The 23951-nt window shown below is 59.6% G+C and carries 30 protein-coding genes and 2 pseudogenes; 16 read left to right on the plus strand and 16 right to left on the minus strand.

Annotation, left to right across the window (positions count from 1 at the left end):
- Window positions 1–39: 39 nt before the first annotated feature.
- Entirely contained in the window at window positions 40–540 is a 501-nt protein-coding gene (locus tag JANGC3_RS0127430; protein WP_017879701.1) for a chemotaxis protein CheW, read from the minus strand.
- 605 nt (window positions 541–1145) lie between these two features.
- Here JANGC3_RS0127430 and JANGC3_RS30375 point away from each other — a divergent pair.
- A complete protein-coding gene (locus JANGC3_RS30375) occupies window positions 1146–1838 on the plus strand; it encodes an IS6 family transposase (protein ID WP_017879703.1) in 693 nt (230 codons plus the stop codon).
- Entirely contained in the window at window positions 1835–3178 is a 1344-nt protein-coding gene (locus tag JANGC3_RS0127445; RefSeq protein WP_269746288.1) for a PLxRFG domain-containing protein, read from the plus strand. Before JANGC3_RS30375 ends, JANGC3_RS0127445 begins: the two co-directional genes overlap by 4 nt.
- A gap of 79 nt (window positions 3179–3257) precedes the next feature.
- On the opposite strand, the pseudogene JANGC3_RS32000 reads toward JANGC3_RS0127445, so the two are convergent.
- Window positions 3258–3539 (minus strand): annotated as a pseudogene (locus tag JANGC3_RS32000) (zinc ribbon domain-containing protein); the annotation flags it as partial.
- 2 nt (window positions 3540–3541) lie between these two features.
- On the opposite strand from JANGC3_RS32000, the pseudogene JANGC3_RS32005 reads away from it, so the two are divergent.
- From JANGC3_RS32005 to JANGC3_RS30380, 3 genes and pseudogenes are all read left to right on the plus strand, one after another.
- A pseudogene (locus JANGC3_RS32005) lies at window positions 3542–3895 on the plus strand (RNA-guided endonuclease InsQ/TnpB family protein); the annotation flags it as partial.
- A 723-nt stretch (window positions 3896–4618) separates the two neighbouring features.
- A complete protein-coding gene (locus tag JANGC3_RS0127455; RefSeq protein WP_157407078.1) occupies window positions 4619–4882 on the plus strand; it encodes a hypothetical protein in 264 nt (87 codons plus the stop codon).
- A 234-nt stretch (window positions 4883–5116) separates the two neighbouring features.
- Window positions 5117–6112 carry a tyrosine-type recombinase/integrase gene (locus JANGC3_RS30380; protein WP_157407079.1) on the plus strand — a complete coding sequence of 332 codons (996 nt, stop codon included), beginning with the start codon at window positions 5117–5119 and terminating at the stop codon, window positions 6110–6112.
- A 21-nt stretch (window positions 6113–6133) separates the two neighbouring features.
- Here JANGC3_RS30380 and JANGC3_RS0127465 read toward each other — a convergent pair whose 3' ends face one another.
- The 6 genes from JANGC3_RS0127465 to tnpA (JANGC3_RS0127500) all read right to left on the minus strand — a co-directional run bounded on the left by JANGC3_RS0127465 (window position 6134) and on the right by tnpA (JANGC3_RS0127500) (window position 10937).
- Window positions 6134–6583 carry a hypothetical protein gene (locus tag JANGC3_RS0127465; protein ID WP_017879708.1) on the minus strand — a complete coding sequence of 150 codons (450 nt, stop codon included), beginning with the start codon at window positions 6581–6583 and terminating at the stop codon, window positions 6134–6136.
- A complete protein-coding gene (locus JANGC3_RS33100; RefSeq protein WP_157407080.1) occupies window positions 6580–7587 on the minus strand; it encodes a hypothetical protein in 1008 nt (335 codons plus the stop codon). Before JANGC3_RS33100 ends, JANGC3_RS0127465 begins: the two co-directional genes overlap by 4 nt.
- A 255-nt stretch (window positions 7588–7842) precedes the next feature.
- Window positions 7843–8799, minus strand: a complete 957-nt coding sequence (locus JANGC3_RS32010; RefSeq protein WP_081612065.1) for a ParB/RepB/Spo0J family partition protein — start codon at window positions 8797–8799, stop codon at window positions 7843–7845.
- Window positions 8796–9851, minus strand: a complete 1056-nt coding sequence (locus JANGC3_RS31055) for a ParA family protein (protein WP_157407081.1) — start codon at window positions 9849–9851, stop codon at window positions 8796–8798. The genes JANGC3_RS32010 and JANGC3_RS31055 overlap by 4 nt, the downstream gene beginning before the upstream one ends.
- Window positions 9852–9991: 140 nt before the next feature.
- Window positions 9992–10333 carry a DNA ligase LigA-related protein gene (locus JANGC3_RS30395; protein WP_017879713.1) on the minus strand — a complete coding sequence of 114 codons (342 nt, stop codon included), beginning with the start codon at window positions 10331–10333 and terminating at the stop codon, window positions 9992–9994.
- 187 nt (window positions 10334–10520) lie between these two features.
- Window positions 10521–10937 (minus strand): IS200/IS605 family transposase, encoded by a 417-nt coding sequence (gene tnpA, locus JANGC3_RS0127500; RefSeq protein WP_026133604.1) that lies wholly within the window; start codon window positions 10935–10937, stop codon window positions 10521–10523.
- A 21-nt stretch (window positions 10938–10958) separates the two neighbouring features.
- Here tnpA (JANGC3_RS0127500) and JANGC3_RS0127505 point away from each other — a divergent pair, with 21 nt between their 5' ends.
- Complete coding sequence (locus tag JANGC3_RS0127505) at window positions 10959–12200, plus strand: RNA-guided endonuclease InsQ/TnpB family protein (protein WP_017879715.1); 1242 nt, start codon at window positions 10959–10961, stop codon at window positions 12198–12200.
- Here JANGC3_RS0127505 and JANGC3_RS0127510 read toward each other — a convergent pair.
- The 8 genes from JANGC3_RS0127510 to tnpA (JANGC3_RS0127540) form a co-directional block, all read right to left on the minus strand.
- Window positions 12197–12394 carry a hypothetical protein gene (locus JANGC3_RS0127510; protein WP_035789228.1) on the minus strand — a complete coding sequence of 66 codons (198 nt, stop codon included), beginning with the start codon at window positions 12392–12394 and terminating at the stop codon, window positions 12197–12199. The genes JANGC3_RS0127505 and JANGC3_RS0127510 overlap by 4 nt on opposite strands.
- Entirely contained in the window at window positions 12391–12696 is a 306-nt protein-coding gene (locus JANGC3_RS0127515) for a hypothetical protein (protein WP_017879717.1), read from the minus strand. Before JANGC3_RS0127515 ends, JANGC3_RS0127510 begins: the two co-directional genes overlap by 4 nt.
- The gene (locus JANGC3_RS0127520; RefSeq protein ID WP_017879718.1) at window positions 12693–12935 is read right to left on the minus strand and encodes a hypothetical protein; all 243 of its coding nucleotides are present in this window, start codon (window positions 12933–12935) and stop codon (window positions 12693–12695) included. Before JANGC3_RS0127520 ends, JANGC3_RS0127515 begins: the two co-directional genes overlap by 4 nt.
- A complete protein-coding gene (locus tag JANGC3_RS34190) occupies window positions 12932–13060 on the minus strand; it encodes a hypothetical protein (RefSeq protein ID WP_269746289.1) in 129 nt (42 codons plus the stop codon). Before JANGC3_RS34190 ends, JANGC3_RS0127520 begins: the two co-directional genes overlap by 4 nt.
- Window positions 13057–13641: a hypothetical protein gene (locus JANGC3_RS0127525; protein WP_157407082.1), complete on the minus strand. Its 585-nt coding sequence runs from the start codon at window positions 13639–13641 to the stop codon at window positions 13057–13059. Before JANGC3_RS0127525 ends, JANGC3_RS34190 begins: the two co-directional genes overlap by 4 nt.
- A gap of 10 nt (window positions 13642–13651) precedes the next feature.
- The gene (locus tag JANGC3_RS30400) at window positions 13652–14107 is read right to left on the minus strand and encodes a transcriptional regulator (protein WP_017879720.1); all 456 of its coding nucleotides are present in this window, start codon (window positions 14105–14107) and stop codon (window positions 13652–13654) included.
- Window positions 14104–14259 (minus strand): hypothetical protein, encoded by a 156-nt coding sequence (locus JANGC3_RS33105; RefSeq protein WP_157407083.1) that lies wholly within the window; start codon window positions 14257–14259, stop codon window positions 14104–14106. The genes JANGC3_RS30400 and JANGC3_RS33105 overlap by 4 nt, the downstream gene beginning before the upstream one ends.
- 153 nt (window positions 14260–14412) lie before the next feature.
- The gene (tnpA, locus tag JANGC3_RS0127540; RefSeq protein ID WP_026133605.1) at window positions 14413–14826 is read right to left on the minus strand and encodes an IS200/IS605 family transposase; all 414 of its coding nucleotides are present in this window, start codon (window positions 14824–14826) and stop codon (window positions 14413–14415) included.
- A gap of 21 nt (window positions 14827–14847) precedes the next feature.
- Between tnpA (JANGC3_RS0127540) and JANGC3_RS0127545 the strand changes: the two genes are divergently transcribed.
- From JANGC3_RS0127545 to JANGC3_RS0127590, 10 genes are all read left to right on the plus strand, one after another.
- Complete coding sequence (locus tag JANGC3_RS0127545) at window positions 14848–16065, plus strand: RNA-guided endonuclease InsQ/TnpB family protein (protein ID WP_017879723.1); 1218 nt, start codon at window positions 14848–14850, stop codon at window positions 16063–16065.
- A gap of 100 nt (window positions 16066–16165) precedes the next feature.
- A complete protein-coding gene (locus JANGC3_RS0127550) occupies window positions 16166–18523 on the plus strand; it encodes a hypothetical protein (protein ID WP_157407084.1) in 2358 nt (785 codons plus the stop codon).
- Window positions 18520–18753 carry a hypothetical protein gene (locus tag JANGC3_RS0127555; protein ID WP_017879725.1) on the plus strand — a complete coding sequence of 78 codons (234 nt, stop codon included), beginning with the start codon at window positions 18520–18522 and terminating at the stop codon, window positions 18751–18753. The genes JANGC3_RS0127550 and JANGC3_RS0127555 overlap by 4 nt, the downstream gene beginning before the upstream one ends.
- Before the next feature lie 84 nt (window positions 18754–18837).
- A complete protein-coding gene (locus JANGC3_RS0127560; RefSeq protein WP_017879726.1) occupies window positions 18838–19722 on the plus strand; it encodes a hypothetical protein in 885 nt (294 codons plus the stop codon).
- Between the two features lie 258 nt (window positions 19723–19980).
- Window positions 19981–20958 carry a N4-gp56 family major capsid protein gene (locus JANGC3_RS0127565; protein ID WP_017879727.1) on the plus strand — a complete coding sequence of 326 codons (978 nt, stop codon included), beginning with the start codon at window positions 19981–19983 and terminating at the stop codon, window positions 20956–20958.
- 80 nt (window positions 20959–21038) lie between these two features.
- Window positions 21039–21419: a hypothetical protein gene (locus JANGC3_RS0127570; RefSeq protein ID WP_157407085.1), complete on the plus strand. Its 381-nt coding sequence runs from the start codon at window positions 21039–21041 to the stop codon at window positions 21417–21419.
- 74 nt (window positions 21420–21493) lie between these two features.
- The gene (locus JANGC3_RS0127575) at window positions 21494–22291 is read left to right on the plus strand and encodes a phage adaptor protein (protein WP_035789229.1); all 798 of its coding nucleotides are present in this window, start codon (window positions 21494–21496) and stop codon (window positions 22289–22291) included.
- 86 nt (window positions 22292–22377) lie between these two features.
- Window positions 22378–22935 (plus strand): phage adaptor protein, encoded by a 558-nt coding sequence (locus JANGC3_RS0127580; RefSeq protein ID WP_017879730.1) that lies wholly within the window; start codon window positions 22378–22380, stop codon window positions 22933–22935.
- Window positions 22935–23321, plus strand: a complete 387-nt coding sequence (locus tag JANGC3_RS0127585; protein ID WP_017879731.1) for a hypothetical protein — start codon at window positions 22935–22937, stop codon at window positions 23319–23321. Before JANGC3_RS0127580 ends, JANGC3_RS0127585 begins: the two co-directional genes overlap by 1 nt.
- Entirely contained in the window at window positions 23321–23941 is a 621-nt protein-coding gene (locus JANGC3_RS0127590; RefSeq protein ID WP_017879732.1) for a hypothetical protein, read from the plus strand. The genes JANGC3_RS0127585 and JANGC3_RS0127590 overlap by 1 nt, the downstream gene beginning before the upstream one ends.
- Window positions 23942–23951 lie beyond the last annotated feature (10 nt).

The following is a 23951-nucleotide window of genomic DNA, read 5'->3' on the forward strand; positions in this document are numbered from 1 at the left end:
CAGCCAGCGCAAGCAGCGCGAGCCTTCAACGAACCTAGCTCAGGCAGCCAGCTTGTCGATTAGTCCGATTTCCGAACTCGACATCAGTTTGCCGATATCGACCAAGATCAGCATGCGTTGGTCCAGCGTACCCAAGCCGATCAGGTAGTCGGTATCGAGTGCGCCGCCCATCTCCGGCGCCGGTTTGATTTGCTCGGCGGTGAGCGTAATCACATCTGATACGCTGTCGACCACCATACCCATCACGCGTCCCGCGATGTTGAGAATGATGACCACCGTGAATTGGTCGTAGGTTGGGTCGCCAAGATTGAACTTGATGCGCATGTCGATGATCGGCGCGATGACGCCGCGCAGGTTGACCACGCCTTTGATAAAGGCGGGCGCATTGGCGATGCGGGTGACGGCATCATAGCCGCGCAGCTCCTGCACTTTTTGAATGTCGATGCCGTACTCTTCGTCGCCCAGAGTAAAGGCGAGGAATTCCAGTGCGGCGAGTGCCGTACCGGCAGTCTTGATTTCGGGCGCTGTGGCAAACATCATTGTTCCTATCATTGAGGGTGATTGGTTTGAAAAATTTCGTGCTGGTGATCGCTACGCACCTGCGGGCGGGTCATGTATTGATATAGCAAGAGCAGTTCGAGTTCGAGTCTGCAAATCAATCGTTTACATCGATTCAGGCTCGGCGCTGACGGTGTCGTGGCGGGGCCGCGCGTCGAAGCCCAACCCGGCTCTGTGGGAATTCGAATTCGTATGAGACTGCCCATCCACCGCATGGCAGTTCTCCTGTGCTGCATTTGCATTGAACACTCGATGGCACGCGCCCATAGTCGAGGCAAGCGAAAGTTCAACGGGTGCTATAACGTGATAAATGCCGCCGGTTTGGGCCGAAGGATTAAGTGCTGATCGCGGGGGGGGGCAACATCATTTGCAATGTCCCTAACAAATCGATTTGTTAAGCTTTGAGCGACATGCTGGTTTAGGCGCGACGCTTTGCGCGTAAAGTTCATTGAATATACACTAGAAGTTACCCATGGAACACATTCTTTACGGAATCATGAGGGTGATGCTGAGGGGTTCTGTCGCATTAGCGAACGTCAACTGACCAATCAGGTAAACTGCGGCGCCCGAACTCATGACGAATCGATATGATCAATTTCAAAGGGATGCGCTTTCCTATCGATGTGATCCTGGTCTGCATCCGTTGGTATGCAGCCTACCCGCTGAGTTACCGGCACCTCGAGGAGATGATGGAAGAGCGCGGCGTGTCGGTCGACCATTCGTCGATCAACCGGTGGGCGGTTCGTTTCCTGCCGCTCATCGAAAAGATGGCCCGGAAACACAAGCGCCCGGTCGGTGGCAGCTGGCGAATGGATGAGACCTATATCAAGGTCAAAGGGGTCTGGAAATACCTCTACCGCGCTGTCGACAAGCAGGGTAAGACCGTCGACTTCCTGTTGACAGCCAAGCGCGACATGGCTGCAGCGAAGCGCTTCTTCGAAAAGGCGATGGGGGCGAACGGCGATCCCGACAAGATCGCGATGGACAAGAGCGGTGCCAACAAGGCGGCGATCGACGAGGTCAACGCTGGTCGCGACGTCCAGATTATGGTGCGCCAAGTCAAATACCTCAACAACATCGTCGAGCAGGACCATCGCGCCATCAAGCGGATGACCAGGCCCATGCTCAACTTCAAATCGTTCCGGTCCGCCAGTTCGGTGCTGGCTGGAATAGAGCTGATGCACATGATCCGCAAAGGTCAGTTCGAGATCGACGGCGCTGAGGCGATGTCGTTCGCCGACCAATTTTCTGCGATGGCAGGAGTGGTCCGTCCAGTTTGAGGGGAGCAGCTCCGTTTTCGGCCAATTTCCGCCGTTTGATCAACAACGCGACAGAACCAGGCATCGTCGCGCCCCAAGAGGTGCACTATCTGCAAGCGCAGGCGGCCGGTACCGGCGCGCTGCAATCGGGCGACGGCACGAAGGTGGGCGACACGCGCGCCGCGTTGAACAACACGATGTCGAAAGTGATGGTCGGCTGGGGCAAGCTCTTTGCGATGGCCGAGCTGGCCAACCGCCGCGTGACGTTCATCGCGGCGTACCGCACCGCCGTCGAGCAAGGCATGGCCGACCCGGCGCGCTTTGCACAGGAATCGGTATCGCAAACCCAGGGCACCTACAACCCCGGCAACAAGCCGGTCTGGGCGCGCGGTGCGCTAGGCGGGCTGGCCCTGACGTTCAAGCAATATTCGATTGCCTACGTCGAGCTGCTGTCGCGGATGGCGTTTGCTGGACTGCCTGGATCGCCGGAGCGCGCGGCCGGCCGGCGCGGCGCTCTGTACATGCTGGCGGTCCTGTTCCTGATGTCGGGGGCCGATGGCCTGCCCTTCGAACAAGACCTGGAGGACGTCATTGACGGCATCTTGCAGCGGATGGGATTCAACTTTTCCAGCAAGCGTGCCAAGCAAGCCTTCCTTACCGACGTGTTGGGCGAAGGCGGCGCAGACTTCGCGCTCAAGGGAATCTCCAGTTTGCCGGGTATGCCGATCGACGTCGCCGGACGCTTCGGCATGGGCAACCTGATCCCCGCCACCGGGTTGTTCACGAAAAAAGAATCCTACGCAAACGATATCGGCGAGCTGGCTGGCCCCGCCGCCGACCTGGCCAAGCGCACGTTCAACGGCGCCGGCAAGGCGCTCGGCGGCGACCTGGCCGGCGCGGCGCTGGAGCTGTCGCCAGTATCGGTTCGCAATCTGACCAAGGGCGTCGACATGCTGGCCAGCGGCGCGTACAAGGACAGCCGCGGCTACAAGGTCAACGACGTAACGGCGATCGAGGGCGCCATGAAGATCGTGGGCTTCCAGCCGAACAGCACGGCAGCGATTCAGGACGCCAAGGGCCAGGCGCTCAACATGATTACCCAGAACCGGATGCGCTCGGCACAGATCCAAGAGCATTGGGCGCAGGGGCTGGCCGTCGGCGACAAAAACACGGTGCAGCAGGCCCGGGAAATGCGCGACGACTGGAACGCCAAAAATCCGGAGGCGCCCATCAAGGTCAGTATGCCGGCGGTGATCAAGCGTGTTCGGGCGATGCACCAGGACGTGCTGATGCGCACGCTGAAAACGGCGCCGAAAGCCATGAAGGCGGCCGTGCGGGAGGAATTGGCCCAAACGCGTTAAGGCAATGCGGCCCCATTCTGTTCGGGGTCGTTTTGTTAAAAGGTTTGCACGGATCGGTTGGCTTGACATCCTCCCCGCCCTAAAGGACGGGGATTCCTACGGCGCTGCGCGATGATTTGCGAGTCGCTTCGGTGGGTTCCTGCTTCATCGAGCGGCCTGACTGCGCCGACTCTCCACAGGCTAACAAGCGATATCCTCGCTCTAAAACATTGATCGCGCCGACGACATCGGCATTATTTTCGTAGCCACAATCGACGCACAAAAACGTTGCCTGCGTAAGCCGATTGTCTTTCGATATATGGCCGCAGCACGGGCAAGTGCGACTGGTGTTGTGCGGCGGTACAGCAAGCAACATGCCGCCGCAAGATGGTGAAACAGAAATCCGGCCTGAACCGCGCTATTCTCGATCAGGGCTGGGGCGAGTTCAGGAGACAACTGGACTACAAGGTGGCATGGAACGGCGGCATGTTGCTTGCTGTACCGCCGCATAACACCAGTCGCACTTGCCCTTGCTGCGGTCATATATCGAAGGACAATCGGCAAACACAAGCGAAATTCTTATGTGTCGATTGTGGCTATGAAAATAACGCCGATGTCGTCGGCGCTATCAATGTTTTAGAGCGGGGATACCGCTTGTTAGCCTGTGGAGAATCGGTGCAGTCAGGCCGCTCTGTGAAGCAGGAACCCACCAAAGCGACTCAAGCAGTTTTTGTTTGAGCGCCGTAGGAATCCCCGTCCTTTAGGGCGGGGAGGATGTCAACAATGACCACCAACGAATTCTGGACCCTTGGTATTGCTGCATACGCTGCCGTTATTGCCACATTCGTCCTTGGAAAATCGAACACTTGGGTGTAGGCGGCTTTGTATATTATCCGCCGCAGCCGGTGCCGCGCCCTGCTCTTCCGCTCATTCAGCCTGTGATTGCCAGATAACTTTCAGTTCACATATTGTCGCGCGATGAGCTATATCAATCAGTGGCCGGAAGCGGCCCACTACTATCAACCTGACTGATAACTCGAGGGCGACATGGACAATTCCATACCAAATATTCCAGATGAAATATGCGATATCTTCCGGGCGTGGGCGCGGGCGGGCACCGCCTGGCTGGCCGCGCGCCGCTAACGGCGGCGGCGCGCCCCGCCCTTGCGCGCGCTCAACTCGTGATTAGTTAAGTAATCACGAGTTCATTGTTGAGCGGAGAAACGTTGGTAGAATTGACGGGCGTGCTGGCCGGCACGCGCGGCCAACATGAGTAGGGATGCATGGACAACGGGAACGCCGGCGACGGCAAGGTGCTGTACCACTACCAATGCGGCGCCTGCCAGGCCCACGGCAACGTGCGCCTGGAGGGCGACGGCCACGACGGCGAAAAGGCCGTCTGCCGCGATTGCGGCGCGCAGGTCGGAGCTGGAGTGGGACGGCGGCGTCGTCCTGGAGCTCGTGGAGAAAAAGAACATCGTCGAGGTGAAGGACAACCCGCGCACCGCCGAACGGGAGAGCATGGAAATCGTCCACCAGGCAATCGAGCTGCAAGTGACCTTTCTCGCTTACCGGGAGGCCACCGCCCCGCAGGACAAGGCCCGCGTCCGGGCCGCGCTCGACGGCTTCCGCCTGATCGGCCAGACGGCCGCTTTTTTCGGGCACTACAAGGGGATGCTGGCCCTGAACAACGCGATCGTCGCCGCCGGCGGCGACAGCTATTGAACCAACCACATGTGGGACGGCATCGCCGGCTGGTTCCCCTGACTCCCGCCCAATCCCCTCCTGAGTGACGCCATGCCCAAGCAATACCCCCTCACAGGTGGGCGGCGCGCAACCGCGCCGCTTGACCCTGGGGCCGCCGCCGGCGCGCCGCGCGTTAGCCCCCCTGCCCTCCCCCGCCGCCTCGCTGCCGTCGACGACGACGCGCTCGTGCACGCCTGGCTGGCCCGGCCCGGATTGTCCCCGCGGACGGTGCGCAACGGCGGCAAGGAGGCGCGCCGCTTCCTGAGCTGGTGCCGCGCCGGCGGCAAGGACTTGCGCGGCCTGCGCTTCGAGGACCTGGCCGCCTACTCGGCGTTCCTCGTCGACCCGCAGCCGGCGCCGCAGTGGATCAGCGTCACGAAATGGCCGCGCACCGACCCGCGCTGGCGCCCCTTCGCCGGCCCCCTCGCCGCCAACTCGCACCGGCAAGCGATCGTGCTGGTGCGCAGCCTGCTCAGCTGGGCCTGCAAAGCGCGCTACCTGGACGACAACCCGGGCACGCTGCTCGGGCGGATGCAGGTCACGGTACAGGGAACCGTGAAGCGCCACTTGTCGCGCGCGGCGATATCGATCCTCGCCGAGGCCGCCGAGCGGATGCCGCTGGCGCGCCCTTCAGACGCCCTGCGCCGCGCGCGCGCGCGCTTCCTGGTCGCGCTCTACTATTTGACCGGCATCCGGCTGCAAGAGGGCGTCGGCGCCGACATGGGCGCGATCAGCCAGGCCGACGATGGAGCGTGGTGGCTGCACGTCACCGGCAAGGGCGGCAACAGCCGCGACGTGCCCGTGCCGGCGGCGCTGCTGGCCGAGTTCCAGCGCTACCGGCTCGCCTTCGGTCTGGCCGCCCTGCCGGCGCCGCGCGAGGCGCTGCCGCTGCTGCTAACGACCCGCGGCGCGCCGGCGCGCGCCACGTCCGACACGATCTACCAGGCGCTCAAGCGGCTCTTCGCCGGCGCCAGCGCCATCGCGCACGAGTTGGACAACGCCACCGCCGCCGACCGCCTGCAACAGGCGTCACCGCACTGGCTGCGCCATTCCGCCTTCACGCACCAGGTGCAGGGCAAGACGCCATTGAAAACCGTGCAGCTCAACGCCGGCCACGAGAACATCAGCACCACGTCGCGCTACCTGCACGAGGACGACGCGGCGCGCCACGCCCAAACCATTGACGCCGCCGGCATCAAGCCGCTGTAGCCCTATTGCGCGCGCCGGGCCTCACATGCCCAGCGTGTGTTTCATCAGGGTCAGGTTCTCGTCCCTGCCGGCCGGTAGCGCCTTGGTGGCCAGCTCCCGCCGCAACCGTCCTTCGGCCGACCTGGCCGCCCGGTCCTGCGCCGCCTTCAGCTCGGCCTCGACGCCGGCGCGCCGCGCCGCGATGAACGCCCGCTCTAGCGCCAAAACTTCCGGCGCCACGCCCGGGTCTGTCCCGCGCGTGCTGTCGCACCAGCGGTGCAGCTCCCACAGCGAGCCGAAGGGGGCTTGCCTGTGCCGGGCTTCCATCATCATCGACGCCAGCGCCTGGCGCGGGCCGAAGCCGCGCCGCCAGGCCGTCAGCAACACCCGGTCGACCTTCGCCAGCGGCAGCTCGCGCAGGAACCCGGGCACTGGGATGCCGGCCGGGGTAAAGCCCCAGTAGCCCGATTCGAGGCGCTCCAGCTCGGTCACGCGCGGCGCCGCGCCAGCACGGCCCGTTCGGCTGTTTCCGTGGCGAGCACCAGCCGTCCCGTCTCGACGGCGGCGATCCAGGTGCGCAAGTCGTTCAGCGGCGCGAACGACTCGCCGGCGTCATCCGCCACCGAGACGTAGCGGACGTTCTCGTCGAACCGGTACAGGCACGTGAAGTTGCGGTCGACCAGCGCGGCGCGCCCGAAGCGGGCGCGGAAGAGGCGGGCGCGATGCTCGTAGTGCTCGCGCTCTTCCGTGCTGGCGGCGACGGCGCGCGCTTCCACGGCGGCCATGGTGAAGTCGGTCGGGCCGGCGATGAGCTTGGCGAGATAGCTGTACAGGTGTCCGCCTTTCAATGGCTTCAAGTAGGTGCTAGTGGCGACCACGATGTCCGACAGGCGCTTCTTGGCCTGGGTTGCCAATTCCATCAATTTAAAAACTCCCGGCCTCGATAGCCCGTTCCCAGTCAGCCAACTCAAATCCGACGGGAGGCCGTTCGTCAGCCGGGGAGCCGGTTGATTCTTTGCATTCGTTGGTTCAGTTAACCCCTGGCCGCATGACATTTTAGCGGACGGAGCCTTGTGGATAACCATATTTTCCGGGTCGTCAAACTCGCCCGGCTCGGGCTTGATGAAGCCCAGCAGCGCCGCCGCCTTGCGCGTCAACCGGATCGTCGTGACGGCGAACTTCCCGTTGCGGCTCTTGCGCGCCTGCGGCAGCGTCTCGATCAGCAAGCGGGCCTTGAGCATAGCAAGATGGCGATACACGGTCCTCTCGTCGGCCCCGATGCGCTCCGCGATGGTAGTCTTGTGGGCGAAGACGGGGGCAAAAGGGTTGCTTTGCGAGACAAAGCGCACCAGCTCGGCCAACGTATCCTTGACGCTGCGGGGAAGGCCGGCGACGTGCTTCGCGGCGTCGTAGGCGCGCAGGATTCGGTTGGGAAGATTTCTTGATTTAGACGGCGTAACCGCGATTGCATTTACTGCTAGTAAAGTGGCGTGCATAGACTCCCCTAGTTGCATCACAATGCAACAAAGTGTTTGACGACCACACGAAGGGGGTATAGGATGAGGTTTCTGACGCATCACCTGTTCCCCCATTCGTGAGGAACGATTTCAAAGAATACGGAAAAGCCCCGGCCTGCAAGCTGGGGCTTTTTCGTTTATGTACACCTAAACGTTCATAGTGTTAGTTTTCCTGAATTTTCTAGAAAGTAGGGTTACGGATTATTACTCAGTAATAATCCGTAACTCATTGATTTAATTGATATTTTTCTCTTCTGCTGCTGCTTCTTCTAGCTCACGCAGCATCTTGTCGATTTTTAGTTGAACGGATGATATATCAATCGTTGGGTCTGCTAATCTGACAATGATGTCGCGTTTTTTTGTTTGAGTGACATAGCGTGGAACCCCGGCAGAAGAGGGGATCACATGCTTTTGTGGCCCCTTTGCAGCCTTGCTAGTGGTCAATTTTTGCAGTACCCAACCTTTTATTGATCCTTGGTCCGCACCGTGATTTAGGCGGTCAATGGCTTCCAATATAGTTGCGTGATTGTCTGGATATTTAGCCCACAATGCTGTGATCTCTTTTGCCGCTCTTGCTCCAAATAAAGCTGAATTTTTATTAAGCAAGGCAATGACAGGTTCCGGTAGATCCAGCATGGATAGGCAGTTTGATACTTTAGCTTGCGAGCAAAGGTACATGTTGGCGACGACGGTTTGGGTTTTCGCCGCCGAATCTTCCTCATCCAGCTCAGCTCTGAACATGAGAGCGTACTCATATTCGTTGAGCTTTGCGCCTTCATTGTCTATCCGGGTATCAAGCTTTGCCTCGCGCTCATTACGCACGACGATAAGAGCTTCCAAGTCCGTCCAGCCAATACTCGCAGCGCCTCTGCGACGATAGTGCCCTTTGAGCGTTTCAAACCGCTCTGGGTTCGTGGGCGACACTCGAAGCGTGACCGGTGTGCGTTGCCCAGTGGTCAAGAGCGACTGCCCAATTTCGTCTACATGGAGTGGATCGTATTGTCGACGCGGTTGGTATGGGCTGTCATCCATCAAGTGCAGCGGGACGCGGCGAGTGGCCGGCTGGGCCGGTGCACTTGAGTTGGTCTGTTCTGCGGGGGCGTCAAAAGCGGTCGATACTTGGACGCCTTGCGCCGCGGATAATTTACCGGCTGCAATCAGCCCGGATACCTTTACTGGCGGCTTACTCATTGAGCGACCTCGGTGCCGGCCAGGGTCGTGCCCGCAAGCCTTATGTCGTAATGCTTGATGAGGGATTTCGTCAATTCGATGATGTCTCGGGCGCCGACGCTGTTGGGTTCTTTTTCAAGAACTGGGCCGTTCGATTCGATATGATCCGGGTCTGTTTCTCGAAGGAAGCCGACAAAATCACGAACGATGGTATCGTTAATTTTTCCGGGATATTTGGCGATCAGTTTTGCAAGCGCCGTGTTGTGCGGTTTTTTTGATTGATTGTACTGATTGACAACTATGTGAACGTCCAAGTTGGCGTCTTTGAATGCGCCATTGATTTCCTGAACGTTCGATGCCAGGACGTCGAGCGCAGCTATGGCCTGGCCCTCTGGCGATACAACTGTCAGCAGCATTTTGCTGGCGACCATGAACGTTGTCGCCAACAATGACGAGCCCGGGGCCGAGTCGATGATGATGACGTCATACCGGCTGAAGAACTCAAGCTCGGCTGCGATCAGTCGAACGAATGCCTGCTCCCTGTTCATGGTGCCCATCAACCAGGTGTCGTCTGCCATGGTGATATCGCTGGGTATGATATCGAGCATTCCGCCGCCGTAGACTGGCCAAATGGCCTTGTCTGGATGAACGGGTTCCCCCTTTGATGCCCGACGCATCAATTCACCAATATGTGTAATATCGGCATCGAGCCAATTAATGCCGAACAGGCCGGTCAACGACGACTGGGGATCGCCATCGATGAGCAAAACCTTATAGCCCGAGAGCGCCATGCAGCTAGCGACATTGCCGGTGATAGTGGTTTTGCCGACGCCGCCTTTTGCCATTCGGGCATCCAGAATGGGGGGTATAGTTTTCGGGCGTACAGTATCGGCCGGGATGTTTAGCAGTTTCATGCGGATGTCACGAATTAGTGCCGCAGAATACAGCTTGGTTGCGCTGTCGTCGGCGTCACGAAATCGAGTGCGGAACATCTTGGCCGAGCCATTAAAGGCCGAAAGTTCCAAGGCCAATTTAGGCTTTACGCCGGCAAAAATTCTCATGTAGTCGTTCATGGGGTAGTTTCTTTGGTGGATCATATATTTATACTTGGCTCTTTGCAACGTCTTTTCGGTAAAAAGACGTCCAAGAGTGATTACTGAGGCCGGGAGACATGGACTGATCCGCCGCGCGTAGAGGACATCGACCTGGTCGTTTAGAACAGGCTGCCTTGCGCTGGAGCTGCCGGCCGAGTAAGCGGCGGCAGAGGAGCTGCCGCCATTGCGACGTCGGGCATTGCGTACAAAGCTAGGACTTGCCGGGTTTTCGCTCGCACCCATTCATCTTTAGGCAAGTGCATACCTGTCGAGCCATCCCAGTCTTCAAATGCCCGATCGTAGTGGCCGTTTTTCCGGCTGTGCGCGCCCTGGAGCGCCACCAGCTCGTCGGCCCAGCGCTGCCAAACATCGTCCGAAATCATCGGCGTGTCTAACACGTAGTAGGCATAGGAGTGGATCAGCATCTGGGTGCGGCGCCGCCGGATCAGTTCGACGTACATGGGGGAGGTGCTGCGATAGCCGTCTCGGCGTCAATTACCGTGTCCAAATCGACGTCGATGAAGCGGCCCGGCGCCTGGTCGCGGTCTTTCTCTGCGGCTTCGGCGCGCTTGATCGGTTGCGCGGCAAACCTCGCCCTTCAGGGCGGGGTCAAGAGCGCGGACGGCGCAGCCGTCCGGTTTGGTGCGTCTAGTGCGGCGTCTGCTGCTGCTCGATGTACTGCCGGATAATAGCGATAGGCGCACCACCGCAACTGCCGGCAAAGTAGGAAGGCGACCATAGTGCGCCGCCCCATAGCTTCTTGCGGATGCTCGGATAGTTCTTCTTCCGAATCATGCGGCTGGAAACGCCTTTCAGGCTGTTGACCAGGTTAGAAACGGAAACCTTGGGCGGATAGTTCACCAGCAAGTGTACATGGTCATCCTCGCCGTCGAATTCCACCAGTTCCGCTTCAAAGTCCGTGCAGACGCTGGCGAACATCGGGCGCAGGTCGTCAAGGATCTCTTTTGTGAAGACTTCACGACGGTATTTCGTTACAAAGACCAAATGCACATGCATTAGAAAAACGCAGTGTCTTCCGTGGCGAATATCGTTGTCATTACTCATAGACCAAACTATAATTGAATCATGCAACGCTTACAAGCCTACAAATACGAACTGATGCCAGATGGCGAGCAAGAGCGCGATATGCGCCGCTTTGCCGGGTCGTGCCGGTTCGTCTATAACAAGGCACTGGCGCTGCAAAAAGAAAATCATGAAGCGGGGAATAAGTTCATCGGCTATGTGGCGATGGCGAAACACCTCACGAGATGGCGCAATGGACTTGACACGCCGTGGCTCAAAGATGCGCCTTGCCACCCTTTGCAACATGCCTTGAAGGACTTGGAACAGGCATACAAGAATTTTTTCGCCAAGCGCGCCGACTTTCCGAAATTTAAGCGCAAGGGTGGTGGTGATGCTTTCCGCTACCCCGACTCGAAACAGATCAAGCTCGACCAGGGTAACGACCGCATCTTTCTACCCAAGCTCGGCTGGTTGCGTTACCGCAACAGCCGCGACGTGCTGGGCGAGGTGCGCAATGTCACCGTGATCCAGTCGGGCGGCAAGTGGTTCGCGTCGATTCAAACTCAACGCGAGGTCGAACAGCCACTGCCCACGGCGACGACAGCCGTCGGCATCGATGTCGGCATCGCTCGCTTCGCCACGATGAACGATGGCAGCTTCATCGCGCCGCTTGGCAGTTTCAAGAAGCACCAACAGCGCCTTGCGCGTTATCAGCGGCGCATGAGCCGCAAGGTCAAATTCAGCAACAACTGGAAAAAGGCGAAAGCCAAAGTTCAAAAGATTCACACCGGCATCGCTAATGCCCGGAAAGACTTCCTGCACAAAACCACAACGACGATCAGCCAAAACCACGCGCTCGTATGTATTGAGGATTTGCAGGTACGGAACATGTCCAAGTCGTCCAAGGGCAACAACGAACAGCACGGCAAGATGGTGAAACAAAAGTCCGGCTTAAATCGTGCCATCCTCGATCAGGGCTGGGGAGAATTCAGGCGGCAACTGGACTATAAGGTGGCATGGAACGGCGGCATGTTGCTTGCCGTACCGCCGCACAACACCAGTCGCACTTGCCCGTGCTGCGGCCATATATCGAAAGACAATCGGCTTACGCAGGCAACGTTTTTGTGCGTCGATTGTGGTTACGAAAATAACGCCGATGTCGTCGGCGCGATCAATGTTTTAGAGCGGGGATACCGCTTGTTAGCCTGTGGAGAGATGGCGCAGTCAGGCCGCTCGATGAAGCAGGAACCCACCGAAGCGACTCGCAAATCATCGCGCAGCGCCGTAGGAATCCCCGTCCTTTAGGGCGGGGAGGATGTCAAAGCCTTATCGAATAGGCGCTCCCAAGCAGCAACTTTTCGGACAAGCTCGGCCAGTGCTGTCCGCAAGTCATTGATTTCTGCTTGCATAGTCGGATTGTTATATTGCAGTTGTGCTATCACCTCATCCGAGAAGTGCACCTTCAGCCGGTCCTGCCACTTCTTAATCCCGGCGCTCATGCTGCGCTCCAACTCGCGCGCTTGGCTTGGTTCGCCGCCAAGGCGGCCTTGTAGCTGGCCTTGGCCGCTTTCATCGTCGGCTTCCAGTCGCCAGCGACGCGCGGTTTCCAGCAGCCTCTGGTGTGCTCAGGGCGGACATAGCGATAGTGGTCATCTGGCCCGGCGCCGAAGTGGTTGCGCCACGGCTCGCGGCGGCGTTCGTTGATGCCGAGCGAGTGGTGCAGCAGGCCGACCTGCCGTTCTGTGGCCAGGAGCGGCCCGGCCGCCGCAGGGTTTAGTTGGGCGCCGCTGTTTTTTGTCATTGCGTTCTCGCTTGCAGTTGAATTTCGGATGCGTTGATGGCGATCGGCGAGCCCGTCAAATAGATCGTGCTATCGAGCCCGCCGCCCAGTTGCTGAATGTGCAGGGTGTGGATGAAGCGTGGCTTGCCCTGGTAGAGCACCGGGTTCGCGCTTTCCATCGCTTGCAAAAGTGCGATGCGGTGTTTTGCCGCAGCCTCCAGCGCTGTCGCGGCGGTGGGCTTGCTGCCCGGGCGGCTCATTGTTGAAAAGCCCGGAAAGCGACAAAAACGACCGCCGCCGTAGCGCCATAAACGATGAGCATTTCCAGCGCCACCGGCCGCCATTGAGGAGGGGAGGGCTTGCGCCGTTTTCGGGAATCCATCATGCCGCGGCCTTCTGGTTGGCCAGCTCGGCGCGGATCTGGACCGCTACGCTGAAATCGCTGAACTGCTGGGGAGTGAGCGTTCGCGTGATGCCGGCCATCCACTCGGTAGTTGCTCTCGCGGCCTCCAAGTCGCGGCGGAACACCGGCATGTGGACGTCGATCATTTTCGCCAGGCGGCGCAGCCCAGCAGTTTCATCTGGAACGCCGGCGTCGGCCGCGATCAGCTCGTAGATGTCGCACATCGAAAGGAAGCTGCCGACAACCGGAATCAACAGCTCTGGATCGTCTTCAAGGCTCATCACCGCCATCCCCTGAAGCCTATCGATTTCGCCGGAAGACTCCATGGCGTCCATCCAAGCTTGGATTGGGCCGAACGTGATGCCGAATTTGTGCGCGTTCTCAGGGTGCCCCATCGGAAGGTTGTTGATGCGGTCGATGCGCTGTTGTGCTTGCTCGAGCTGGAGCGCTTCCCCCAACAGGTTGAACTGGCGGCACAGGTTGGCATCCGCGCGAGCTTGGGAAACCCCCGCGAAGAGATCGGCTGCGCTGCGGCCGTGAGGGTCATGGCGTTCGCGTTTCATCCGGCTACTCTTACCCATTGGCGGCCTCGCAGGCGCCGGGGGCTATTGGATAGGCTTTCCCGAAGGCCAGCAAGGCGCGGATGATGTCGCGCGTCAGGCATTGCAGAGGTTTTTCCATGGTTTCGATATCAGCGACGATGTTTGCGATAATCGCAGCGCCGGGCGATGTTGCAAATTCGCGGGCCGCAGCCTCCGTCCCGAAGCGCAGCCAGTCGCTGGTGACGTCAAGTATATCGGCCAGGATGCGCAGCTTTTCTTGGCGGGGGATCGATTCGCCCAAGAGCCATTTCCTTGCCGCGTTGGCCGTGATCTGGACGTCCGGGAATTTGGCGTTGAATCGCGCCGCCAGTGCGGTGGGGCTCCGAGTGTAGTCGGCATCCCTAAGTGCTTGGAGCAGCCGCTTTTGGAAGCGCGCGCGCTCGGCAATCGCCGAATTTGTATCGGGGGTATTGCGTCCGGGTTTCATTTTGCTGCCGCCACTTCTTGCTTGCCCGAAAGGGACTCGTACAGTGGGGAGCGGAGCGGGTAGCCGGCCAATTTCAAGTTGGCCACCAGTGCGGCTGGAACATTGCACCAGGTGCCGTTTTGCGCCTGGGTCTGCATTATCGAATTCATCATAAACATCCTTTTTATTGGTTTTGACCAGATGCGCGACAAGCCCCGTCCAAACGATCGGTTGCGCAGCAACCTCTAGGCGAAGCCGTCGAGTTTGGGCGGGGAAGGATAGCGCGGACGGCAAAGCCGTCCTTTCGCCAGCAAATTTTTTGTTAGCTAATGTGGTGTTTGCTGCTGCTCGATGTACTGGCGGATGATACTAATCGGAGCGCCACCGCAGGATGAGGCGAAGTAGGACGGCGACCAGAGAATGTCTTTCCAGTACCGATCCTTAATGTCGGGCCGCTCGGTGCGCAGACGCCGACTGGACGCGCCTTTGAGGCTGTTCACCAGGGAGGATACGGAAACCTTCGGCGGGTATTCGACCAGGAGATGCACATGGTCGTTTTCGCCATCCATTTCTACCAAGCTCGCCTCGAAGTCGGTGCAAACCTTCGCGAACATCCCGCGCAGACGTTCGATGGCATCGCCATCGAACACTTTGCGGCGATATTTCGCTACAAAGACCAAATGAACATGCATCTTAAAAACGCAGTGTCTACCTTTACGAATTTCGTTGTCATCACTCATAGACCAAAGTATAATCGAAGCATGAAACGCCTTCAAGCATTTAAATTCGAACTTCAGCCGAACGGTGAACAGCAGCGCCTCATGCGTCGCTTTTCCGGGTCATGCCGGTTCGTGTTTAACAAGGCGCTGGCGATGCAAAAAGCCCTGTACGAACAGGGCGAAAAGAAGCTTGGCTACGCCGGGCTATGCAAGGCGCTCACGGGATGGCGCAACGACCCGGACACGCTCTGGCTGGGCGATGCTCCGGTTCACCCGCTACAGCAGACACTCAAGGACTTGGAGCGGGCCTACACCAATTTTTTCGCCAAGCGTGCCGATTTCCCCCGCTTCAAGAAAAAGGGCATGGGTGATGTCTTTCGCTACCCCGACGCCAAGCAATTCAAAATCGACCAGGGCAACAGCCGCCTGTTCTTGCCCAAGCTCGGCTGGGTTCGCTACCGCAACAGTCGCGACATTGTCGGTGTCGCCAAGAACATCACCGTTTCCGGATGTGGCGGCAAGTGGTTCGCGTCAATTCAGACCGAGCGCGAGGTCGAACAGCCACTGCCAACAGCAACATCGGCGATCGGCATCGATGTCGGCATTGCCAGATTCGCCACGATGAGCGACGAGACGTTCATCGCGCCGCTGGGCAGCTTCAAGAAGCATCAACAGCGCCTTGCCCGCTACCAACGGCGCATGAGCCGCAAGGTCAAGTTCAGCAATAACTGGAAGAAGGCGAAAGCCCGTGTCCAGAAGATTCACACCGGTATCGCCAATGCCAGGAAAGACTTCCTGCACAAAACCACAACGACGATCAGCCAAAACCACGCACTCGTATGTATTGAGGATTTGCAGGTACGGAACATGTCCAGGTCTTCCAAGGGCACCAGCGAACAGCCGGGCAAGATGGTGAAACAGAAATCCGGCCTGAACCGCGCTATTCTCGATCAGGGCTGGGGCGAGTTCAGGAGACAACTGGACTACAAGGTGGCATGGAACGGCGGCATGTTGCTTGCTGTACCGCCGCATAACACCAGTCGCACTTGCCCTTGCTGCGGTCATATATCGAAGGACAATCGGCAAACACAAGCGAAATTCTTATGTGTCGATTGTGGCTATGAAAATAACGCCGATGTCGTCGGCGCTATCAATGTTTTAGAGCGGGGATACCGCTTGTTAGCCTGTGGAGAATCGGTGCAGTCAGGCCGCTCTGTGAAGCAGGAACCCACCAAAGCGACTCAAGCAGTTTTTGTTTGAGCGCCGTAGGAATCCCCGTCCTTTAGGGCGGGGAGGATGTCAAAGCATTCACCAATCCAACAAGCCACCCTCGCCGGTGGCCTTTTTTATGAGCACGCACATGACCGACAACATCGCCCCTGACGACGATAGCCAGCTGGGCGCGATGGCGCATGCCATGCTCAACGCCGCAGCCGCGGCCAAGCGCCAGGCCGACGAGAGCGAGTACGAGCAGGCGTCACGCGAAGCGATGCAGTCGGACGAGCCTGGCGCGGCGCCATTCCAGACGCTAGCCAGCCTCGGATCGATATTCCTTGCGGAGTTCAGCCAGGCCGAGCAGGACCGGCGCCCGACGGAAGAGCGTTGGTTGCAGGATCTGCGCCAGTATCGCGGCCAATACGATCCCGAAGTCCTGGCCGCTATGGGAGCAACCCGGTCCAAAGCGTTCGTGCGTAAAACCCGCGTCAAGGTTAAAACCGTTGACTCCCGCGTGTTTGACCTGCTTTTCCCCGCGAACGCCGACCGTAACTGGTCGTTGGAGTCTACTCCCGTCCCGACGGTAGCACCCGAAATCGAGGCCGAAATAAGAAAACAACTGGTGGCGGCCTTGGGAAAAGCGCCGACGCCGGACGAAGTCAAGCAGGCCGTCAAGCACATGGTCGATGCGGCGGCAAAGGAAATGGCAACCGCGATCGACGACCAGCTGACCGAATCGCGCTACAAGAAGGCCGCGCGCCAGGTTATGCACTCCGGGCACCTCTACGGCACCGGCATCCTGAAAGCGCCGCTGATCGAGCGAAAGGTTCGCAGCCGCTTCGTGATGGAAGAGGGAAAGTGGGTGATGAAGACAGAATCGTATGTCGTCCCATTCGTCGACTACGTCCCGCTGTGGCGCTTCTTCCCGGACATGAGCGCGACCGAGCTCGAGAACTGCCGCTACGTGTACGAACGGCACGTCATGGGCAAGGCGGCGACATTGGCGTTGGCCGAGCGTAAAAGCTTCGATACAAAAAAGATACGCGACTATGTGCAGGGCAACCCGAACGGCACCCAGGCGCGCAAGAGCTTCGACGCAGAAATTCGCCAGATCGGCGACCGTATTGCACTTGGCGCGACCGATGGCCAGTACGAGATTCTGGAACGCTGGGGCTGGGTCGATGCGACGCAGCTGGCCGCGTGCGGCGTCCACGTCCCGCTGGAGCGCATGCACGAGACGTTTTTTGCCAACGTCTGGCTGCTCCCCAACGGCGATGTGATCCGTGCCGCCCTGCAGCCGATCAACGGCGTGACTTGGCCCTACCACCTCTACTACTTCGACAAGGACGAGACGTCGATATTTGCCGAGGGGCTGGCGACCATCATGCGCGACGACCAGACCATGATCAACGCCGGAACCCGGATGATTCTGGACAACGCGGCCCTTACGGCCGGGCCGCAATTTGAAGTGAACATGGATTTGATGGCGCCGACCGAAAAGGCGGAGGACATGCACCCGTTCAAGCTCTGGCTGCGCACTGGTAAAGAGCCGGGAAGCCCGGCCATCCGGGTGCTGAACATTCCCGGTAAGCTGGAGGAACTGTACCCCATCGTGGCGATGTTCGAGACGAACGCCGATGAAGTCACTGCCGTGCCGCGATACATGGGTGGCGAGAACCCGACGCAGGGCGCCGCCGGCACCGCGTCGGGCCTGTCTATGCTGATGGGCAACACGTCGATCGTGATGAAAGACTTGATCAATGGCTACGACGAGGGCATCACGACCCCATTTATCGAAGCGCTGTACCGGTGGAACATGCAGTTCAACACCAATAATGCCGTCAAGGGCGACTTCAACATCAAGGCGCGCGGCAGCGCCTCGCTGGTGGCGAAAGAAATCCGGTCCCAGCAGCTCGATGCCTTCGCCGCCCAGACCGCCAACCCCATGGATGCGCCATTCATCAAGCGCGAACACCTGCTGCGGCAGCGTGCCGAGGCGCACGACCTGGTCGACGTCGTCAAGACCGAAGAAGAAGTCGCGGCGGAACAGAACAACGACTTGGCCAAGCAGCAGCAGCAGTTGACGCAGCAACAGAATGAGCTGTCGATGAAAATCCAGATGGCCACCCTCAACGATCTGACGGCGAAGGTCGAGCGCACGTTAGCAGATGCGCGCCGACTGAACGCCGAAGCGGTGGCGAAAAACGTTGGCGCGGTGTACGCCGCGACACAGGCGAGCGGGGTGGCGGCACAGAATGCCGCGATCGCGCCGGGCGCCGACGAGATTCTTCGGTCCTCTGGCTGGGTCGATGCGGCGCAGCCGCAAGCTATGCCAGAAGCGCCACAGGGCACCGTGGCGGCCCCAACGGCCGGCAACGACCTCCCAGCCCCGCCAGTACCTGACGCGGCGGGGGAACCAGCGCCACAGCCGCCAGTTCCGCAAATGGAAGGCCCGGGCGCAGGTCTGCACGACGGCATCGAGACGCAAAGGATTGACGAATGAGCACGAAAGAGAACCTGAGCGAAGCGCTCACGACAGTGCAGGAATATCGGGGGGCGCCGCTCTATCTGGCGTTCATCAAATTGCTCGACGCAATCGATGCGGAGCACCTGGAGGATCTGCTAACCGCTCCGCTCGAGCGCGTGCAGCATGTGCAAGGCGCCGCTGCGCAGGGCCGGGCACTCCGACTGGCGCTTGTCCACGCGGGACTTCACACCTGGCCAATCGGCTAACGATTCTTTGACCCCTGCTCACGCAGGACAGCCAAAGCCACTCCTCGGGGTGGCTTTTTTTATGAGCCAACCACAGGAGATGTAATGGCAACTACCGACGAAGACCAGAAAAAAGCGAGCGAGGATTTTGCAGCCGGCTACGACGAAGACCAGCCGGTCAAAAAAACCATCGGCGATGACGAAGCATTCGGCCTCATGCCCGACGAAGCGCCAGGCGCAAATACTCCGGCCGGCAGCGCCCCGACGGTGACGATCGCGCCAGATGCGGACGCCGCCGGCGCCGACAACGCTGCTGCGGCGGCGCCTGCGGGCGACGCCGCAGCCCCCGCGCTCGACGTCGAGAAGGAAACCCAGCGCTTGAAGTCCTGGGAAGGCCGCTTGAAAGTCCAAGCGGCTGAGCTGGCGGCGAAAGCGAATACGGCAGCGGCGCTTGATGAGACGTCGGTAGCCCTAGCGGGTGGGACTGAAGAAGGCGACGACGATGCCGACGAGAAGGCGCTGACCGAGGACTTCGGCCCTGAATTCGTCGCGCTTATCACCGCGATCGTTAAAAAAATCTGCAAGAGAACAGCGGAGGAACACACGGCCCCCTACCGCAAGGACATCGATGACGTAATTGCTGAGCTGAACAACGAAAAACAGCGCGCCCACTACGAAAAAATCGTCGACGCGTATCCTGACTTCATGGACATTGCGAACTCGGACGAGTTTAAAGCCTGGATCGAAGGTCTGGAACCGGAGAACAAGGCCGACGTCGAGCGCGTGGTCAATGAGGGTAACGCCAAGGAAATCATTGCGATGCTCAAGGAGTACAAGGCTTCGCTGGCCGCGCCGGCGCCTGAAGCCAGCGGCGGCGATGACATGACTGCCGCGCTGGACGCCGCCGAAGGCGTGCGCTCCGGTGGCCTGAAACTGCCCGCCGCGCCCGTCGGTAAGGACGACTACGCCAGCGCCTGGAACGAGAATTAACCACCTGTAACTGCACCTGCGCAGTCTCGCAAGTCGCATCCCGCCGGCGTCATCGGCGGGGCCACAGAAACACAACCATAGCGCAAACAACACATAGCCGCGGCACGACGCCGCCGGCCATGTCGCGCCTGCATACGACTGGTTCCCGAATTTCATGGTGTGAACGGACAGGCCAACGGTGCCCCCGGTCCCGCGCTGAATCGACTGTGCAACCCAATTTTTTCTATTCGATTTTGCATCCTTTTAAAGGAAATTCTAATGCCCGTTTATGGTGATATCTCCCCGCGTACCGCAGCCTTCGCTGCAAAAGAGCTGCTGAAACGCGGCATCCCCTACCTGATCCTGGAGAAATTCGGCCAATCCAAGCCGCTGCCTGAGAACTCGTCCAAGACGATGAAATTCCGGCGCTACAACGCGCTCGACAGCACGCCGACCGCCCTCGGTGAGGGTGTGACGCCGGCGTCGCAAGCGCTGACGATCACCGATGTCACCGCGACACTGACCCAGTACGGTAGCCGCATCATGGTGAGCGACGTGATTATCGACACCCACGAAGACCCGGTCCTGATGGAGTCCGTCGGTCTGCTGGGCGAGCAAGCGGCGCAAATGATCGAAAAGATGCGCTTCGGCGTCCTCAAGGCCGGCACCAACGTGCTGTACAACAACGGCGCGCTGCGCACCGACGTCAATACGGCGCTGACCCTCGCTACCCAGCGCAAGGCCACCCGCACCCTGAAGCGCCAGAACGCACGCCCCATCACCACCATCATCAAATCGACTTCAGCATGGGGCACCGAAACCGTCTCGCCAGGCTATATCGGTCTGGCTCACCCGGACATGGAAAGCGACATTCGCAGTCTGGTGGGCTTTGTCCCGGCCGAAAAATACGGTTCGATGACGCCGTTCGAGAACGAACTCGGCAAGGTTGAAGACGTCCGTTACCTGACGTCGACGATCTTCGAACCGTTCGCCAATGCCGGCGCTGCAAAGGGTGCGACGCTGTCGACCACCGGCGTCAACTCCGACGTCTACCCGGTCCTGTATATCGCCGCCAACGCCTACGGCATCGTGGCGCTGAAGGGCATGTTCGCCGTCACCCCGATGGTGGTCAATCCCAAGCCGTCGGACAGCGATCCGATGGGACAGCGCGGCCACGCCGCATGGAAAGCCATGCAAACAGCCGTAATCCTGAACGACTTCTGGCTTGCGCGCGCCGAGTGCGCCGCCACGGCATAACCTCCGCTCCCAGCGCCAGTGGAAGGCCCGCTTAACAGCGGGCCTTTCCTATTTCTACTCCAAATTCAAGGTATCCCAGTATGAAAATCGATAAAAAACCCGCGTCCGAAAACTCCAACATTTCCACTCTTGAAGACGACGTAGTTGATGCCGTGGGTTCCACCTCGCGCGACGTCGCAGCTGTAGCCGGCTCCATTCACGACGACGCCATGTGCGGCGATCGCCTGGACATCACGATGTTTGAGCAAGAGGGCGAAGCGGGCAGCGAAGCCGTTTCGCTCGGCGTCAACGGCGTCGGCTACCTGATCCCCCGCGGCATGCGTGTCTCCGTGCCGGTGGAAGTGGTGCATGTGCTTGACAACGCCGTGCAGCGGATCTACGAACCATTGAAAAACGGCGAGATGCGCCCACGCGAATTGAAGCGCTTCAACTACACCGTGCACGGCCCAACACGGGCCTAAAACTGCTGGCCCTGACCGGCGCGGCGGGCACTCCACGAGCTTTCCCCAGCAACACCATCACTTGGATATGACCAATGCCATCCACAAAAGTAAAAGAAGTGCTCTACCGCGTCTCGACGCAGTTGCAGGACATCGCGCCGCAGTTCACCCGCTGGCACGAGCGCGAGCTCGTGACGTGGCTCAATGACGGCCAGCGCGCGATCGCCAAATTTTTGCCGGCGTCCTGCACGCGCATCGATGCGCTCAAGCTGAAACCCGGCACCAAGCAATCGATCGAGCTGATCGCGCCCGCCGACGTCAAGCCAGGCGACGGATCGCCGGCGGCGGCTGTCTATGGCAACTTCTTGAACGACGTGGTGCGCAACATGGGCGTCGATGGTCTGACCGCCGGCCGGGCCGTGCGCGTGGTGTCGCGGGAAGTGCTCGATAGCCAAAATCCTGACTGGCACACGATTGTAGGAACGGGCCGCGTCGACCAGTTCGTGTTTGATCCGCGTTCGCCTAAAGTTTTTTACGTCACCCCCGCAATTGGTGCGGCGCCGGCAGTATGGATCGAAGTGTCTTACCTTGCCAATCCGGTTGACATTCCTAGCACCGGAACCGTGGCCGCACCGCTGTACGGCGCCGACAGTGCGAGCGCCACCGTCATTTCCGTCGATGACAAGTACGTCGATGATCTGGCGAACTACATCCTGGCGCGCGCCTACATGAAGGACGCCGACTTCGCGTCGTCCCAACCCAACGCGGTTGCCTACTCCAGCATGTTCACCAGCTCTCTGAACGCGCAGGTCCAGGCGTTGACCGGCAACAACCCCAACCTGACCGCCTTGCCCTTCGCGGCGCAGAGTCAGACCCCGGCAGCGGTGCGATAACCATGGCGGCATCCATTGATGTATTCATCCCGCACGTTCTCCCCTCGGTCATTGGCTGCCCAGATTTCAGCGTTCGGAGCGCCATCATGGAAGCCGCGATCGAGTTCTGCACTTACTCGGGCGCGTGGAGCGAAACACTCGATTTCGTCTACATGAGCAACGGAACGCACTCCTACGATCTTGAACTGCCGAAAGGCTCTCGGGCGCTCGTCATCAGCAATGTCTGGACGAAAAGCGGCAGTTTGGTGTCCAAAACCATGCATGAAATTGCCGGGCTTATTCCAGACTGGCAGACCGCGCAGGGTCAACCAGTCTATTACAACCAGCAAAACTGGGATGAGCTGCGCGTCTATCCAACGCCAAACGGCACAGATCTTGGTACCTTGACTGTGCGCACCTCTTTAGCACCAACCCGGGCGGCGACCACGCTCCCCAATTTTCTCGTGGACCGTTATTTGCAAACCATCGCGGCCGGCGCGCTTTACCGCCTTCTGATTGTGCCGGCACAGGGCTGGAGTAACCCTCAGCTCGCCGCCTATTTCAAAACCGAGTTCAACGCAGGTTGCGCTGCCGCCAAGGTAGAGATTTTCCACGACCGTGTCGCCGGTAGCGCGCGCGTGACGCCACGCAGATTCGGAGGTTAATGGTGGCAGAAAAGATAAAACTGGTGGCCGGCGACACCCGCCCGCAATTGGTGCTGTCGATCACCGATGACGTTACCGGCTTCCCGATCGACCTGTCCGCACCGGGCACATCGATCATTCTCAAGTTGCGCAAGGTGGGCGTCAGGGACATCAAGGCTACGCTGGCCTGCGGCAAGTTGGCCGGTGTACTCACCTCCTCGGGCAACATCGACTACACCGGTATATACGCGGCGCCTGGCGTCGGCGGCCGGGCATTCATGGACTGGACGCCTGGCGCGCTGGACACGGAAGGGGAGTACGAAGGCGAAATCGAAATCACCTTTGCCGACGGCGGCATTCATACCATTTTCGACACGCTCAAATTCAAGGTCCGGGCGCAATACTAATGGCGCTCACGCTGACATTTATACACCCGGCCCTCGAAGTTTCCGTGCAAGTGCCGGTCGCCGGCGTATCCGCCGTGGTGCTGGCGGCCAGCGCCGCTCTCGACTCCCGCAGCTTGAACCGCACCCTGTTCGACGGCGTCAATGCGGTTGACCTGGCCACGATCGCCGTCACGAAGCGGTTGGCTGATATCGCGGTGGCCAGCAATGCCATACCTGTTTTTATCCTGTCCAAGGTCTTTCAGGATGCTGCTGTGTCGTCCGACGTGGTGGCGATCGTGGCGCAGTTTTTCCGCGCCTTCGCCGACGTCGCCAGTTCCACCGATGTGGCCCTGATAACGAGTGGCAAGGAACTGGCTGACACAGGTTCCGCCAGCGATAGCGTCACAACGCTGACGGGCAAGGCGCTGGCCGATGTCACGACGGCCGCCGATGCCCTGAACGTCTCCAGCACGAAGGCGGCGGCCGACGCGGCCACCGCCACCGACGCTGTGCAAGCAGGGGTCACAAAAGCGATCAACGATACCGCAAGCGCAATCGAATCCGCCCTGCTTTTCATGACCGATTACGCAGACATAACATATTTCGCGGCCGATTACGTCGGCAGTTCGCGCACTTTTTAAGGAATTTGCA

This window comes from Janthinobacterium sp. CG3, assembly GCF_000344615.1.
Classification (GTDB): domain Bacteria; phylum Pseudomonadota; class Gammaproteobacteria; order Burkholderiales; family Burkholderiaceae_D; genus Janthinobacterium.

Bases quoted from the DNA above. Each gene is read 5' to 3' on its own strand.
- JANGC3_RS0127430 (WP_017879701.1), bottom strand. From the start codon at position 540: ATGATGTTTGCCACAGCGCCCGAAATCAAGACTGCCGGTACGGCACTC.
- JANGC3_RS30375 (WP_017879703.1), top strand. From the start codon at position 1,146: ATGATCAATTTCAAAGGGATGCGCTTTCCTATCGATGTGATCCTGGTC.
- JANGC3_RS33100 (WP_157407080.1), bottom strand. From the start codon at position 7,587: ATGCACGCCACTTTACTAGCAGTAAATGCAATCGCGGTTACGCCGTCT.
- JANGC3_RS32010 (WP_081612065.1), bottom strand. From the start codon at position 8,799: ATGAGTAAGCCGCCAGTAAAGGTATCCGGGCTGATTGCAGCCGGTAAA.
- JANGC3_RS31055 (WP_157407081.1), bottom strand. From the start codon at position 9,851: ATGAACGACTACATGAGAATTTTTGCCGGCGTAAAGCCTAAATTGGCC.
- JANGC3_RS30395 (WP_017879713.1), bottom strand. From the start codon at position 10,333: ATGTACGTCGAACTGATCCGGCGGCGCCGCACCCAGATGCTGATCCAC.
- tnpA (WP_026133604.1), bottom strand. From the start codon at position 10,937: ATGAGTAATGACAACGATATTCGCCACGGAAGACACTGCGTTTTTCTA.
- JANGC3_RS0127505 (WP_017879715.1), top strand. From the start codon at position 10,959: ATGCAACGCTTACAAGCCTACAAATACGAACTGATGCCAGATGGCGAG.
- JANGC3_RS0127510 (WP_035789228.1), bottom strand. From the start codon at position 12,394: ATGAGCGCCGGGATTAAGAAGTGGCAGGACCGGCTGAAGGTGCACTTC.
- JANGC3_RS0127515 (WP_017879717.1), bottom strand. From the start codon at position 12,696: ATGACAAAAAACAGCGGCGCCCAACTAAACCCTGCGGCGGCCGGGCCG.
- JANGC3_RS0127520 (WP_017879718.1), bottom strand. From the start codon at position 12,935: ATGAGCCGCCCGGGCAGCAAGCCCACCGCCGCGACAGCGCTGGAGGCT.
- JANGC3_RS34190 (WP_269746289.1), bottom strand. From the start codon at position 13,060: ATGATGGATTCCCGAAAACGGCGCAAGCCCTCCCCTCCTCAATGGCGG.
- JANGC3_RS0127525 (WP_157407082.1), bottom strand. From the start codon at position 13,641: ATGAAACGCGAACGCCATGACCCTCACGGCCGCAGCGCAGCCGATCTC.
- JANGC3_RS30400 (WP_017879720.1), bottom strand. From the start codon at position 14,107: ATGAAACCCGGACGCAATACCCCCGATACAAATTCGGCGATTGCCGAG.
- JANGC3_RS33105 (WP_157407083.1), bottom strand. From the start codon at position 14,259: ATGATGAATTCGATAATGCAGACCCAGGCGCAAAACGGCACCTGGTGC.
- tnpA (WP_026133605.1), bottom strand. From the start codon at position 14,826: ATGAGTGATGACAACGAAATTCGTAAAGGTAGACACTGCGTTTTTAAG.
- JANGC3_RS0127545 (WP_017879723.1), top strand. From the start codon at position 14,848: ATGAAACGCCTTCAAGCATTTAAATTCGAACTTCAGCCGAACGGTGAA.
- JANGC3_RS0127550 (WP_157407084.1), top strand. From the start codon at position 16,166: ATGACCGACAACATCGCCCCTGACGACGATAGCCAGCTGGGCGCGATG.
- JANGC3_RS0127555 (WP_017879725.1), top strand. From the start codon at position 18,520: ATGAGCACGAAAGAGAACCTGAGCGAAGCGCTCACGACAGTGCAGGAA.
- JANGC3_RS0127560 (WP_017879726.1), top strand. From the start codon at position 18,838: ATGGCAACTACCGACGAAGACCAGAAAAAAGCGAGCGAGGATTTTGCA.
- JANGC3_RS0127565 (WP_017879727.1), top strand. From the start codon at position 19,981: ATGCCCGTTTATGGTGATATCTCCCCGCGTACCGCAGCCTTCGCTGCA.
- JANGC3_RS0127570 (WP_157407085.1), top strand. From the start codon at position 21,039: ATGAAAATCGATAAAAAACCCGCGTCCGAAAACTCCAACATTTCCACT.
- JANGC3_RS0127575 (WP_035789229.1), top strand. From the start codon at position 21,494: ATGCCATCCACAAAAGTAAAAGAAGTGCTCTACCGCGTCTCGACGCAG.
- JANGC3_RS0127580 (WP_017879730.1), top strand. From the start codon at position 22,378: ATGGAAGCCGCGATCGAGTTCTGCACTTACTCGGGCGCGTGGAGCGAA.
- JANGC3_RS0127585 (WP_017879731.1), top strand. From the start codon at position 22,935: ATGGTGGCAGAAAAGATAAAACTGGTGGCCGGCGACACCCGCCCGCAA.
- JANGC3_RS0127590 (WP_017879732.1), top strand. From the start codon at position 23,321: ATGGCGCTCACGCTGACATTTATACACCCGGCCCTCGAAGTTTCCGTG.